Origin of the sequence: Achromobacter spanius, assembly GCF_002812705.1 — a bacterium.
GTDB classification, from domain to species: domain Bacteria; phylum Pseudomonadota; class Gammaproteobacteria; order Burkholderiales; family Burkholderiaceae_B; genus Achromobacter; species Achromobacter spanius.
The window spans coordinates 5,323,358-5,336,007 of sequence record NZ_CP025030.1 but is presented as its reverse complement, the minus strand read 5'-3'; the positions used below and the strand labels follow the sequence as shown (position 1 = coordinate 5,336,007).

Sequence of the window (12,650 nt, the reverse complement as noted above, 5' to 3'; positions counted from 1 at the left end):
CCCAGTGGATACGCCCGATATGTCCACCCCCGATCTCGACATTCCCAAGCCTGAATATTGGGAAACCGCCGTCGCCCATCTGATGCGGCGCGACCGCATCCTGAAAAAGGTCATCCCCCAGCACCCTGAAGTCTGGTTGACCTCGCGCGGCACGCCGTTCGTGACCTTGGCACGCGCCATCATCGGCCAGCAGGTCTCGGCCAAGGCGGCCGACGGCGTCTGGACCAAGTTCATCGAAGCCGTGGGCAAGCGTCCGACGCCCGTGGCCGTGCTGCGCGTGGGCCTGGAAGGCTTGCGTAAGGCAGGGCTGTCGCAACGCAAGGCCGAGTACGTGCTCGACCTGGCCGTGCACTTCGGTGAACGCCGCGTCCACCCTGAAAAATGGGCGGCGATGGACGACGAAGCCGTTATTTCTGAGTTGGTCGCCATCCGGGGCATTGGGCGCTGGACGGCGGAGATGTTTTTGATTTTCAATCTACAGCGGCCTGACGTCCTGCCGCTGGATGATCCAGGGTTGCTCAAGGCAATCTCGCTACACTATTTCAGTGGCGAGCCTGTCTCGCGCTTCGAGGCTCGCGAAGTCTCGCTGGCGTGGCAGCCCTGGCGTACCGTGGCAACCTGGTACTTATGGCGCAGTCTGGAACCGACACCGGTCCAGTACTGATGCACACCAGGCAGCCCATCTACGGAACCACACTACATGCGCAATACATTTCTGGAATTTGAACAGCCGCTGGCCGAACTTGAAAACAAGATCGAGCAGCTGCGCTATGTGCAGGCCGATTCGGCGGTAGACATCTCCGATGAAATCGGACGTCTGCAGCAAAAGAGCCAGACCTTGGCCAAGGAAATCTACGCCAAGCTCACGCCTTGGCAGACGGCCCTTGTCGCCCGCCATCCCCAGCGTCCCTACACGCTGGACTACGTGCGCGAAATGTTCACCGACTTCCACGAACTGCACGGCGACCGCATGTACGCCGACGATCAATCCATCATTGGTGGGTTGGCGCGGTTCAACGGCACGCCCTGCATGGTCATCGGCCATCAAAAGGGCCGCGACACCAAGGAACGCGCCGCCCGCAATTTCGGCATGCCGCGTCCCGAAGGCTATCGCAAGGCCCTGCGCCTGATGCGCCTGGCTGAAAAATTCGGCGTCCCCGTGTTCACCTTCGTGGACACCCCGGGCGCTTACCCAGGCATCGGCGCCGAAGAGCGCGGACAGTCGGAAGCCATTGGCCATAACCTGTACGCCATGGCCGAGCTCAAGGTCCCCATCATCTGCACGATCATCGGCGAAGGCGGCTCCGGCGGCGCGCTGGCGATTGCCGTGGGCAATGCCGTGCTGATGCTGCAATACGCCACCTACGCCGTGATCTCGCCCGAAGGCTGCGCGTCCATCTTGTGGCGCAGCGCCGACAAGGCGCCGGACGCCGCCGAAGCCCTGGCCATCATCGCGCCGCGCTTGAAGGATCTGGGCCTGGTCGACCGCGTGGTCAACGAACCGGTGGGCGGCGCCCATCGTGACCCCCGCGTCATGGCCCGCCTGCTGCGCCGCGCGCTGGGCGATGCCCTGCGCCAATTGCAAGGCATGACGCCCGAGCAGCTTGTGGAACAGCGCGTGCAACGCCTGCTGTCCTACGGCGCCTACCAGGAAGTGCGCGCGTAACGCAGGCAAGGGCGCTGGCCGCTTGGCCGGCGCCACGGCCGCGCCGCCCGCGCCCTGCATCATGAACACGCCACCCATGCCCGACACGCCCCTTGCGGCCGAGTCGGGCGTGTTGCGTTGCGCGTCCGTCGCGCTGCCCCTGACGCCCGCGCTGCTGACGGCGTTGCGACTGGCCTTGCGTGCGCTCCCGGTGCAACCGGCACGCATCGGCGTGGCCTTGAGCGGTGGCGCCGACTCGGCCATGCTGGCCGTGCACGCGGCTGCGGTGGCGCGTGAATTGGGTATCGAGCTTGCGCTCTTGCACGTACACCATGGCTTGCAGGCGGCCGCCGACGACTGGGGGCGGCAGGTCCATGCCTTGAGTGCCTTGCTGGGGCTACCGATCCAGGAAGCCCGCGTGCGGGTGGAGCAGGGCGCGGGCAAAGGGATCGAGGCCGCCGCGCGCGACGCCCGCTACGCGGCGCTGGCGCAGCTTGCGCGGGCACAGGGCATCAACCACGTGCTGCTGGCGCATCACCGCAACGACCAGGCCGAAACGGTATTGCTACGCCTGCTGCGCGGCACGGGCCTGGTGGGCATGGCGGCCATGTCCGACGCTTCCGCTCGCGATGGCATTACCTACTTGCGTCCTTGGTTGGGGCAGGACCGCGCCACGATCTTGCAGGCCGCCGCTGCCGTCGAAGACGCCTGCGGCTGGCGCCCGGTACAAGACCCCACCAATGCCGACCCGCGCTACACACGCGCCGCCGTGCGCGAATTGCTGGCGCCGGTGCTGGACAGCCGCTGGCCCGGCTGGCGCGCCATTGTGGCGCGGCACGCCGCCCACATGGGCGAAGCCGCCCAGATCCTGGACGAGGTGGCACGCGAGGATTTTGCGCGGCTGGAACCGAGTGCAGACGGCGCCAGCTTCTCGTTGAAGGCGTGGCGGGAATTGTCGCCGGCGCGCCAGGCGCAGGTGCTGCGCTTCTGGCTGCAACAAAACGGCGCGCGCATGCCCACGGATGCGCGCCTGCGCGACCTGCTGCGCCAACTGCGCGAGCTGCACAGCCTGGGCCATGACCGCCAGTTGCGGGTGGAGCAGGCCGGCCATGTGGTGCGCTGCCATCGGGGACGGGTCTGGGTCGAGCCGCGCGGATAGCGACTGTGGTTTGCGCAGGAATCTTCGGGAAAATAACCGCCCAATGAACGTAAATTCGTACAAATTGAGCAAATTTTTACCGCCGCGCTAGAATATATGGTTTTGCCCGTCACCACTTTGCGGCGGGTTTCCAGCCAGAGTACGAGATGTCCCTGATCGTTCACAAATATGGCGGTACTTCGATGGGCTCGGTCGAGCGCATCCGAAACGTGGCGCGTCGCGTCGCGAAGTGGCATGCCGCCGGCCACCAAGTTGTTGTTGTGCCGTCGGCAATGGCGGGCGAAACCAATCGCCTGCTGGGTCTGGCGCGCGAAATTTCGCCCCAGCCCGATGGCCGCGAACTCGATATGATCGCCGCCACCGGCGAGCAGGCCAGCAGCGGTTTGCTGGCCATTGCGTTGCAGGCCGAAGGCGTGCCCGCGCGCAGCTATGCCGGTTGGCAAGTGCCGGTGCGCACCGATTCGTCGTTCACCAAAGCCCGCATCAGCTCCATCGACGATGCGCGCGTGCGCGCTGATCTCGACGCGGGCCGCGTGGTGATCGTGACCGGCTTCCAGGGCATTGACCCCGAAGGCCACATCACGACGCTGGGCCGTGGTGGTTCGGACACCTCGGCCGTGGCCGTGGCGGCCGCCATCAAGGCCGACGAATGCCTGATCTACACCGACGTGGACGGCGTCTACACGACCGATCCCCGCGTGGTGCCCGAAGCGCGCCGCATGGCCGTCGTTTCCTTCGAGGAAATGCTGGAAATGGCGTCGCTGGGTTCCAAGGTGCTGCAGATCCGCTCGGTGGAATTCGCCGGCAAATACCGTGTACCGGTCCGGGTGTTGTCCTCGCTGACCGACCCGCTCATTCCGCTCGACGAAGAAATGGTCTCGGGCACGCTGATTACTTTTGAGGAAGACGAAAAAATGGAAGCCGCCGTAGTCTCCGGCATCGCCTTCAGCCGCGACGAAGCCAAAATCACCTTGCTGGCGGTGCCCGACAAACCGGGTATCGCTTTCTCCATCCTGGGTCCGGTCGCCGCCGCCAATATCGACGTCGACATGATCGTGCAGAACCAGTCCGTGGCTGGCACCACCGACTTCTCGTTCACCGTGAACCGCAACGAATTCGCGCGCGCCGTCGAGCTGCTCAAGCGCGAAGTCATCCCCGCCGTGGGCGCGCGTGAACTGTCCACCGACGAGAAGGTTGCCAAGGTCTCGATCGTGGGCATCGGCATGCGTTCGCACGTGGGCGTGGCCAGCCTGATGTTCCAGACGCTTTCGCAAGAAGGCATCAACATCCAGATGATCAGCACCAGCGAAATCAAGACGTCTGTCATCATCGACGACAAGTACATGGAATTGGGCGTGCGCGCGCTGCACAAGGCGTTCGGCCTGGACCAGGCGCCGGGCGCCAAGGAATAAAGGCAGCGAGTCCGGCACGTTTTTTTGCATGATGACCCCGTTTGTGGGCAACGGCCAAAAAATTCGTGCTAGAATCTCGTTCTCTTTTCGGAGACGTGCCCGAGAGGCTGAAGGGGCTCCCCTGCTAAGGGAGTATGTGGCTAAAAACTGCATCGTGGGTTCGAATCCCACCGTCTCCGCCAGATAAGCTTCGGCGCTGGCTTAAGTACAGCGTTGAAGATAAAAACCCCGCAATCGCGTAAGTGATTGCGGGGTTTTTTCATGTCGGCTTTATCTGCATCGCTTTCATCTACACCGCTTTTATCTACATCGCTTCCGCCTGTATCTCCGCCAGCAACGCGCGTGCCTGTTCCACCACATCCGCATCGTTTGGCCTGAACCTCATCTGCCTCGCTTGCGGCAGTTGCGTGTAGTGCGCGTGGCCACTGCGGGCATATGCCGGGTCGTAGTGGCGGCTGATCAGGTCGCTTGCCAGATCCATGCGACGGCCTTCGTCCACCATCTGTAGCCAGCCCTTGATGACGTCGCGGCTGTGCAGGCCAAGCAGGCGTTGCAACTGTTCCTTGAGCCAATCGGCGTTGTCGAACAATTGTGCGTAGTCCTGCTGCAGAAACGCCGCGCGGTCTTCGGGGGTGCAGACCACTTCAATGCACGCGCCTTGATGCATGGCTTGCAATAGCGCAGGGGGCAATGCCACGGCGCCGATCTTGCGGCTTTCCGCTTCAACGAACACGGGGCGAGTGGTGTCCAAGGCGCGCAGGCGCGCTGCGAGCAGGGTGTCGAAACGCTTTTGTGAGGGTTGTGGAACGCCCGGCACGGCGCCCAGCAGCGAGCCGCGATGGGATGCCAGGTGCTCAAGGTCCAGCGTCTGTGCGCCGGCCGATTCAAGCGCGTGCAGCAGGCGCGTTTTGCCGCTGCCCGTGGGGCCGACAAGGACCACGCAGCGCAACGCGAGGGGCAGGGTGTCCAAGGCAAGCAGCGTGGCGCCTCGGTAGCGTTTGTAGCCGCCGTTCAATTGCCTGGCACGCCAACCGATCATGTTGAACATCACCGTCATCGAACCCGAACGCTTGCCGCCGCGCCAGCAGTACACCAGCGGGCGCCAACCTTGCGGCCGATCGACGAACGTGGTTTCCAGGTGCCTCGCGATGTTGCGCGCGACGATCGCGGCGCCAATGCGCGAGGCTTCGAAGGGCGAGACCTGGGTGTACAACGTGCCGACTTGCACGCGCTCTTCGTCGTTCAGTACCGGTGCGCTGATGGCGCCGGGAATGTGGTCGATGGCGTACTCCAGCGGTGAACGCACGTCGATGATTTCGTCGAAGTCGGTAAGCTGTTCCAGATCAGCGAGCAGGTGTTTCACGTTCAAGGCCGTTGTGTTGAGCGGCCATTAGAGTAGTGCTTTTCTGACTGCACCCAAACTTGCACGCCGCAAAAATTCACGCTATTATTCAAGGCTTGCTTGAACGCGCGCCCGTAGCTCAGCTGGATAGAGTACCTGGCTACGAACCAGGGGGTCGTAGGTTCGAATCCTGCCGGGCGCACCAAGTTTTGAAGTGGTTTGATTGTGCTGATGTTGAGCCGAATGAATCGCTAAAAACTTTGAGTAGAACAAGCAAAAAAAGCAGCAAAAAAAAAGCAGCAAAAAAAAAGCAGTAAACATGCAGTAATGGTGAAATTGTTCTGATATAATTTTGCCTCTTTGTCGGAGCGCCCGTAGCTCAGCTGGATAGAGTACCTGGCTACGAACCAGGGGGTCGTAGGTTCGAATCCTGCCGGGCGCACCAGATTTCAGGTCACACTGAAATCACCGTCAAAGAAAATAGAAAGGCCTTTGATCATCGATCGAAGGCCTTTTTGTTTTGTGCGGCGTGGGTAATGCCTGAAAACGCATGAAAAGGGCTGTACGGCTGTCGTGCACGACAGCGATGCACATCGAATTTCCCCCTCGATTTGCACGACCCTATTTTTTCATGTTATAAACACGCCTCTTTCGGGGCGCCCGTAGCTCAGCTGGATAGAGTACCTGGCTACGAACCAGGGGGTCGTAGGTTCGAATCCTGCCGGGCGCACCAACTTATTCTTGAACACGCGATATCCGAAATGTCGTGGTTCAGCCGAAGCGTAAAAGCGAACGGCAACACGCAATGCAAAGCGGCTTGATGGTCATCCATCAAGCCGCTTTTGTTTTGTCTGGTGCAAGGCAGATTGAAGTCACCCCCGATCAGCCACCCCGTCGTCGGTCTACCGCGGTCAAAGAGACGCCGCTCTTGATCATCTTGTAGGCCTGGCCGCCCAACCAAGTGACTTTTTCGCCGGAGCTAGTCCGGCAGATGCAGTGCGTCTTGGGATCGAAGCGCGAGGTGCCCAACGCGGAATAGGCATCCAGGTCCGCAACGAAGCGTTCGATGCGATACAAGGTGCCGTCGGGCGATGTGACAAGCACATCGGTCAATCTTCTTGCGGTGCCGAGCATACTCAGTACCTCCACGGGCCGGCGGTGTTGCGGCGCCAAAGTGGTGTGGACGCTTCAGGGCGCCGCGCGTGCGCGATGCAGGCGCGGCACTACAGGAAACGGCCCCCAAACAATGAATCATCAAGTTGGTCGGGTGACACGCCCAAGGCCTCGGAGACTCGGTCCAGCACAATCTGCCGAGGGCGCGGGCGTGGCCGTTCCAATTCAATGTAAATGGAATGATCCACGCCAAGCCGGGCAGCCATATCAGCGGTAGTGATATTGAGGTGCTCGCGCCACGCGCGTATCAAACTCCAATCGTTGCCGGTTTTTAGATTGACAACAGCAAGTGGTAAGGGGTTATGCCCGTGGGCTCGTCTCTTGTGCGGGCCTGTTGGGGCGGGGCCGTGTTCGCTCCGTTTGGCGGCGCCGCTTTTGCGGCGTTCGCGGGTCGGGGCCGTGACATCGGGTTCAGCGGTGAATATTGCGTCGCCGTTGGTTTGACGATATCGATTGCTTCCGATCCACGTAAGCGCCTCGCCGTTATCAAGCATGCATTCGCAATCCAGGTGGTAATTGCTGGGGATGCTCTCAAGTTTGGCGATGGTTGCCGTGGTCGTGGCGTGGCGCACAACACGGTGCAGCGTGCCATCCGACGCACGTACGAATACGTCGGGAAGTCTCCAGGAAAAAGGGATGATGATCTCCACGGTCGAAGCCACGATCGCCACTGTAGCCCGATGGCGACGCGGCGAGATTTGGGGTTTCCCCTCGACTGCTGCGCTAGCTCGTTTCTACTCGATGTGGGTCGTAAAGATCTTCACAAATGTTCACCGGGCGTATGCAAAGTGCATGGCTATGCAAAAGCCGCCGCCAGTACGCGCGGCATCACGTCGGCGGCCGCGCCATGCAGATTGCAATGCGCCTGGGCGTCCAGTGGCGTGACGTTCGGGTTCACCTGCACGACCGTCGCGCCCGCTGCCAGCGCGCGCTGCGGCAGTTCCGCGGCGGGATAGACCAGGGCCGATGTGCCGATGCTGAAGAGCACGTCGCACTGCTCTGCCGCGCGCAGCGCGATGCTCCACGCATCGCCAGGCAGGCTCTCACCAAACCACACCACGCCGGGCCGCACAGGCTGCCCACAGCGCGTGCAGGCGGGCGGGGCAATGCGCCGGCCTTCGTCGGGCTCGTCGGGCGCATTGTTGGCGTAGGCTTGCGGCGCGGCGCACACCGAGCAGCGCGGCGCGTGCAGGCTGCCATGCAGATGCACCACCTGCGTGCTGCCCGCGCGTTCGTGCAGGTCATCCACGTTCTGTGTGACGACCGTCAATTCAGGTACGTGGCGCGCCAGCGCCGCGATGGCATGGTGCGCGGCGTTCGGCGTGGCACGCAGCACTTGCGCGCGCCGCCATTCATACCAGCCCCAGACAATATCGGGATGCGCGCGAAAGGCCTCTGGCGTGGCCAAGGCTTGCGCATCGAAGCGCGACCACAGTCCCGTCAAGGCGTCGCGAAAGGTGGCGATGCCGCTTTCGGCCGACACGCCCGCCCCTGTGAAAACTACGACACGCTGCGCGCTGCGCAACGCATCCAGCAATGCCTGGGGAATATCGTGATGCGTGTTTTCCATTTCAACCCTTGAAGACAGTGCATACGCTGCGCGCCGTGGCCCGGGGCTGTCAAGCAGGGCTTTGCGTGATGTCGCGACCAAAACACAAGGCCCGGCGTGCGCAAGCATCCCGAATGATGGATACTGCTTTTCTAATCTGGGATTGCCCCAACGATTGCCACGACGGTTGACCCAACGGTTGCCACAACAACAGGAGACCCGCGATGCCCGATTCTTCCGCCGGCCTGGACCGGCTTCGCCGCTTCATCGCCACCGCGACACGCTTGGCGACGCCGGATGCCCTGGCGCAAACGCCCGCGCTGCGCGATGCCTTTGCCGACCTGGTGCGCCACGACGACTGGCTACCCGAAGACTGTACCGTGCCCCATCCGCAGTACTACCAGCAATACCTGCTGCACTGCGACCCCTTGGAGCGATTCTCGTTGGTCAGCTTTGTCTGGGGGCCAGGGCAATTCACGCCCGTCCATGACCATGAAGTCTGGGGCTACGTGGGCATGCTGCGCGGGGCCGAGATCAACCAGCGCTATGTGCGTCATGCCGATGGTCGCGTGCTGCCGGTGGGCGACCCCACCACCTTGCAACCCGGCGACGTTGAACGACTGTCGCCCGCTGAGGGCGACATCCATCGCGTGTCCAATGCCTACCCGGACCAAGTGTCGATCAGCGTGCATTTGTACGGCGGCAATATCGGCGCGGTGTCGCGCCATGTCTATGACCCGGAAACGGGGCAGCCCAAGCCCTTTGTGTCGGGCTATTCGTCGCCCAGCCTGCCCAATCTGTGGGACCGGTCGGCGGCGGTGCGCGCCACCATTGCGGCCGGCGGCTAGAGGTGGCTACCAATCGCGTGGCTACAACGCGCCTCGCACCTGCCACGCGTTGTTCGGCGGCCTTGTCTCGTGCTATGTTCGCGTCCTAAATATTAGGAAAAAACCAAGATGGACAAGACACTGCTCAAGGGGCTGATGGTGTTGGAGGCGGTGACGGATGTGGACAATCCGCCGCGCACCATCGACGCCCTGGCCGCCCGGGTCGGCCTGACCCGCAGCAATACGCATCGCACGCTGCAAACCTTGATCCACGCCGGCTACGTCATCAAGGACGATGACGGCGGCGGCTACCGTGGCGCGGTACGGCTGTTTGAGTTGGCCGCGCGTCAGCTTGCGCAGTTGGACGTGCGCAAGCTGGCCGCGCCGTTCATGCGCACGCTGGCGGACCAGACGGGCGAGACGGTGCACTTGTCGGTGCTGGATGGGTTCGACGTCGTGTATGTAGACAAGATCGACAGCCCGCAACCCATCCGCGCCTACTCGATGGTGGGTGGACGCGCGCCCGCCTATGCCGTGGCCACCGGCAAGGCGCTGCTGGCGTATCAGCCCGAAGGCTATGTTGAGCGCTACGCCGATCAGCTTGTGCGCCACACGCCGTCCACCATCGTGTCATTGCCCTTGCTGAAAGACGAACTGCGCAAGATCGCGCGCGCGGGCTATGCCGTGAACCGGGGCGAATGGCGCGAAGGCGTGGGCGGGCTGGCCGTGACCTTGTTCAATAGTCTTGACCAAGCCGTGGCGGCCGTGGGCATTTCCGGCCCCCTGGACCGCCTGAGCGCCGCTAGGATGAAGCAGTTGGCGCCGGATGTGTCGGCCTGTGCGCAGTCCATTTCGCAAGGGATGGGTTATCGGCGAGGCTATCTGAATCAGTGATTCGTGCCGGCCTGGCCAGCGCCGTCGCAATGCGCACCGCCTGGTCGCGCGCCAACCTGGCGTTGACATCCATGGATGTGGTCCAGAAGTACGTGCCGCCCGCCAGGCTGCCCAACACCGATACCTGGCCCAGCACCGCGTCCTGCGCGGTCTTCAGGCAACCCGTGTTGAAATCCAGCGCCAGGCCGCCGAACGGATCGGCGCGCGCATGGCCGTCGCGCAGCAGGGTGGCGATTAACGGATCATCCGTGCGCGCCACGTCCACTGAAAAGCTGGTGGCGTTGATCAGGTAGTCGCTGCGCTGAGTGGTTTCGCCATTGGTGCCGCGCAGGCGAGTGTGGAAGCGGCCGTCGGCCGAGTCATGGCAGCTATCTACATATCGCGTATCCACATACCCCGCGCGCACCTGCAATTGGCCCGTCTTGAAGAGCGCTTGCAGCTTCAGCGCATTGCGCATCGGGAACGTGGCGCGCCGCGCCATCCACAGCGCGCGCCACTGCGACTGAAACCGCTGGCGTTCGGCATCCGGCATCAAATGCCACACCTGCTCCACCACCGCGTTAGTGGCGGCGGCCACGGCCTGCCAGGGGCGGGCTGCTTGCGATGAGCGGCGTATTTCTTCGTCCAGTGCGCGTTGCGCATCGCCGGCCAGCCCGAACACCTCATCCGCATCCAGCGCGCCATGCAGCGCCAGCACCTCGTCTTGCAGGGCACCGGCTATCGCGTCCAGCGTCAGCGTGCCGCCTTGGCGCGCCGCCAGGCGCAGGATGCCTTCTTGGTTGAAATGGCGCAGCGCCGTCGGGGCCTGGTTGTGCGGGCTGCGTACCGAGGGCAGGCGGCCGTTGCGCGACACACAAAGCAGGGGGCCGCGATGGCCCGATTGCTGCAAGGCGGCCACCGCGTCCACCGCGCTCAGGCTGGTGCCGACGATGCACACGGAGGCGTCCGGCGGAATCTCCCGCGCCAGGTCGGCAACGGGATACGGGCTATTGAAGTAGCCGGGCGCACCTTGCAAGGCCGGGAACGCCTGCGACGGCAGATTGCCGTTGCACAGCACGGCGTAGCGCGCCAGGCACGGTGCGTTGCCCTCGGCCTCGATCCGCACGCTGCCGTCAGCCAATGGCGACACGCGCTGCACGCGGCGTTGCACCTGGGCAAGCGCCACGCCTTGCGCCAGCGCCAGCTCGCGGCAACGCTCGTACACGGCGCGCATGTAGGCACCGAACAAGGGGCGCGGAAGAAAGTCCGACGGCGCGATGGCCTCCACGCCATACCCCCGCAACCACGCAGCATCCTGCGTACGCAGCCAGTCGACAAAGTCCATGCGCTGGTCCGCGCGCGCCGACATGTTGCCGGCGGGAATGTTGAGCAAGTTGCTGGGCAGGTCTTCCTGATACGCGCCGCCCGGGCCGCACACCGCTTGCGGTTCGAACACGGTGATGGCCAGGGGGCGCGCCGCGCTGTCTGCCTGCCACGACAGCAGCAACTGGTACAGGAAGCTGACGGCGACCGAGCCGCCGCCCACGATCGCCACGTCGGTGGCGATCGAACCTGAAGAGGCGTCAAGGGGCTTCATTTGGCGGACGACAGGCGCACCACGTCGGCCCAGCGGGCCACTTCTCGCTTCAGCACGCGGCTGGTGTCTTCTGGGGACGTGGCCACCGCATCGGCGCCCAGTTTCAACGCCGCTTGCTGCACGGATTCCATGGCCGCGGCCTTCTGCATGCCGGCCGACAGCTTGTCCACCACGGCGGGCGGTGTGCCGGCGGGCGCCAGCAGCGCATAGGCGGTGGCGACGGAATAGTCTTTCACGCCTTGCTCCATCAAGGTGGGCAGGTCGGGCAAGGCCGTGGCGCGCTTGGCGGTGGTCACGCCCAACAAGCGGATCTTGCCGCTGGCCACTTGCGGCAACAGCGCGGGCAGGGTTTCGATGACCATGTCGATCTGGCCGCCCAGCAAATCGGTGATGGCCGGACCGCTGCCGCGATACGGCACATGCATGAGCCGGGTGCCGGTCACCACCTGGAACAGTTCGCCGGCCATGTGCTGCGAGGTGCCCGGCCCGGCCGAACCAAAGGTGATGGTGCCGGGCTTGCTCTTGGCCAGCGCAATCAATTCCTGCACGTTGTTGGCGGGCACCTTGCTGTTGACGGCCACCGCCATCGGCATGCTGGTGGCCATGGACACGCCCACGAAGGCGGTGGCGAAGTCGTAGCCGGGCTTGTCGGGCATAGCCGCGTGGATGGCATGGCTGCCCACCGCGCCCATTAACAGGGTGTAGCCGTCGGGGGCGGATTTGGCGACGTACTCGGCGCCGATCTCACCGCCCGCGCCCGCCTTGTTTTCCACCACCACGCCTTGCCCCAGGAAGTCTCCCAGGTGTTGCGCATAGATGCGGGCCGCGGCATCGGTGGCGCCGCCGGGTGGGAAGGGCACGACCATGCGGATGGGTTTGGCCGGCCAGGTCTGGGCCAGGGCGGGTCCGGCGGCCAGCGCCAGGACCGCGCCCGCCAGGGCAATGCGCCACGTTTGCTTCATGTATGTCTCCTTGGTGTGCCGGACCGTCTTGCGCGGGATGCGCCGCGGCTCGTTTTTATAAATCCTAAAATATAGGATTCGCATTTCAATAAATGGTTTACGTAGAATTCC

Annotated in this window: 12 protein-coding genes and 4 tRNA genes; 10 read left to right on the top strand and 6 right to left on the bottom strand. The window is 63.5% G+C overall.

Features of this window, described 5'->3' with window-relative positions:
• The first annotated feature begins 19 nt into the window (after window positions 1-19).
• From CVS48_RS24050 to CVS48_RS24030, 5 genes are all read left to right on the top strand, one after another.
• Window positions 20-664 carry a DNA-3-methyladenine glycosylase family protein gene (locus CVS48_RS24050; protein ID WP_100856634.1) on the top strand — a complete coding sequence of 215 codons (645 nt, stop codon included), beginning with the start codon at window positions 20-22 and terminating at the stop codon, window positions 662-664.
• Window positions 665-700: 36 nt separating this feature from the next.
• Window positions 701-1,666: an acetyl-CoA carboxylase carboxyltransferase subunit alpha gene (locus CVS48_RS24045; RefSeq protein ID WP_050448656.1), complete on the top strand. Its 966-nt coding sequence runs from the start codon at window positions 701-703 to the stop codon at window positions 1,664-1,666.
• Window positions 1,667-1,829: 163 nt separating this feature from the next.
• Window positions 1,830-2,804, top strand: coding sequence for a tRNA lysidine(34) synthetase TilS (gene tilS / locus CVS48_RS24040; protein WP_318269876.1), 975 nt, complete (start codon window positions 1,830-1,832; stop codon window positions 2,802-2,804).
• Between the two features lie 146 nt (window positions 2,805-2,950).
• On the top strand, window positions 2,951-4,216 hold the full coding sequence (locus CVS48_RS24035; RefSeq protein WP_050448658.1) for an aspartate kinase: 1,266 nt from the start codon (window positions 2,951-2,953) through the stop codon (window positions 4,214-4,216).
• An 89-nt stretch (window positions 4,217-4,305) separates the two neighbouring features.
• Window positions 4,306-4,398, top strand: a tRNA-Ser gene (locus CVS48_RS24030).
• Window positions 4,399-4,520: 122 nt separating this feature from the next.
• Here CVS48_RS24030 and mnmH read toward each other — a convergent pair.
• On the bottom strand, window positions 4,521-5,579 hold the full coding sequence (gene mnmH / locus CVS48_RS24025) for a tRNA 2-selenouridine(34) synthase MnmH (RefSeq protein ID WP_100857838.1): 1,059 nt from the start codon (window positions 5,577-5,579) through the stop codon (window positions 4,521-4,523).
• A gap of 107 nt (window positions 5,580-5,686) precedes the next feature.
• Here mnmH and CVS48_RS24020 point away from each other — a divergent pair.
• The 3 genes from CVS48_RS24020 to CVS48_RS24010 all read left to right on the top strand — a co-directional run bounded on the left by CVS48_RS24020 (window position 5,687) and on the right by CVS48_RS24010 (window position 6,291).
• A tRNA-Arg gene (locus tag CVS48_RS24020) sits at window positions 5,687-5,763 on the top strand.
• Window positions 5,764-5,926: 163 nt separating this feature from the next.
• Window positions 5,927-6,003: transfer RNA gene (locus CVS48_RS24015), tRNA-Arg, on the top strand.
• Between the two features lie 211 nt (window positions 6,004-6,214).
• Window positions 6,215-6,291, top strand: a tRNA-Arg gene (locus tag CVS48_RS24010).
• Between the two features lie 149 nt (window positions 6,292-6,440).
• On the opposite strand, the gene CVS48_RS24005 is transcribed toward CVS48_RS24010, so the two are convergent.
• The 3 genes from CVS48_RS24005 to CVS48_RS23995 form a co-directional block, all read right to left on the bottom strand.
• Window positions 6,441-6,692, bottom strand: a complete 252-nt coding sequence (locus CVS48_RS24005) for a hypothetical protein (protein ID WP_172616223.1) — start codon at window positions 6,690-6,692, stop codon at window positions 6,441-6,443.
• Between the two features lie 89 nt (window positions 6,693-6,781).
• A complete protein-coding gene (locus tag CVS48_RS24000) occupies window positions 6,782-7,381 on the bottom strand; it encodes a helix-turn-helix domain-containing protein (RefSeq protein WP_100857837.1) in 600 nt (199 codons plus the stop codon).
• A gap of 146 nt (window positions 7,382-7,527) precedes the next feature.
• On the bottom strand, window positions 7,528-8,301 hold the full coding sequence (locus CVS48_RS23995) for an SIR2 family NAD-dependent protein deacylase (protein WP_100856632.1): 774 nt from the start codon (window positions 8,299-8,301) through the stop codon (window positions 7,528-7,530).
• Between the two features lie 203 nt (window positions 8,302-8,504).
• Between CVS48_RS23995 and CVS48_RS23990 the strand changes: the two genes are divergently transcribed.
• Entirely contained in the window at window positions 8,505-9,128 is a 624-nt protein-coding gene (locus tag CVS48_RS23990) for a cysteine dioxygenase family protein (protein ID WP_100856631.1), read from the top strand.
• 108 nt (window positions 9,129-9,236) lie between these two features.
• A complete protein-coding gene (locus tag CVS48_RS23985) occupies window positions 9,237-10,001 on the top strand; it encodes an IclR family transcriptional regulator (RefSeq protein WP_100856630.1) in 765 nt (254 codons plus the stop codon).
• Here the strand turns inward: CVS48_RS23985 and CVS48_RS23980 are convergent.
• Window positions 9,910-11,577 (bottom strand): FAD/NAD(P)-binding protein, encoded by a 1,668-nt coding sequence (locus CVS48_RS23980; RefSeq protein WP_100856629.1) that lies wholly within the window; start codon window positions 11,575-11,577, stop codon window positions 9,910-9,912. The genes CVS48_RS23985 and CVS48_RS23980 overlap by 92 nt on opposite strands.
• Complete coding sequence (locus tag CVS48_RS23975; RefSeq protein WP_100856628.1) at window positions 11,574-12,539, bottom strand: Bug family tripartite tricarboxylate transporter substrate binding protein; 966 nt, start codon at window positions 12,537-12,539, stop codon at window positions 11,574-11,576. The genes CVS48_RS23980 and CVS48_RS23975 overlap by 4 nt, the downstream gene beginning before the upstream one ends.
• Between the last annotated feature and the right edge of the window lie 111 nt (window positions 12,540-12,650).

Coding starts and splice junctions, on each gene's coding strand:
- CVS48_RS24050 (WP_100856634.1), top strand. CDS start 20: ATGTCCACCCCCGATCTCGACATTCCCAAGCCTGAATATTGGGAAACC.
- CVS48_RS24045 (WP_050448656.1), top strand. CDS start 701: ATGCGCAATACATTTCTGGAATTTGAACAGCCGCTGGCCGAACTTGAA.
- CVS48_RS24035 (WP_050448658.1), top strand. CDS start 2,951: ATGTCCCTGATCGTTCACAAATATGGCGGTACTTCGATGGGCTCGGTC.
- CVS48_RS24005 (WP_172616223.1), bottom strand. CDS start 6,692: ATGCTCGGCACCGCAAGAAGATTGACCGATGTGCTTGTCACATCGCCC.
- CVS48_RS23995 (WP_100856632.1), bottom strand. CDS start 8,301: ATGGAAAACACGCATCACGATATTCCCCAGGCATTGCTGGATGCGTTG.
- CVS48_RS23990 (WP_100856631.1), top strand. CDS start 8,505: ATGCCCGATTCTTCCGCCGGCCTGGACCGGCTTCGCCGCTTCATCGCC.
- CVS48_RS23985 (WP_100856630.1), top strand. CDS start 9,237: ATGGACAAGACACTGCTCAAGGGGCTGATGGTGTTGGAGGCGGTGACG.
- CVS48_RS23980 (WP_100856629.1), bottom strand. CDS start 11,577: ATGAAGCCCCTTGACGCCTCTTCAGGTTCGATCGCCACCGACGTGGCG.
- CVS48_RS23975 (WP_100856628.1), bottom strand. CDS start 12,539: ATGAAGCAAACGTGGCGCATTGCCCTGGCGGGCGCGGTCCTGGCGCTG.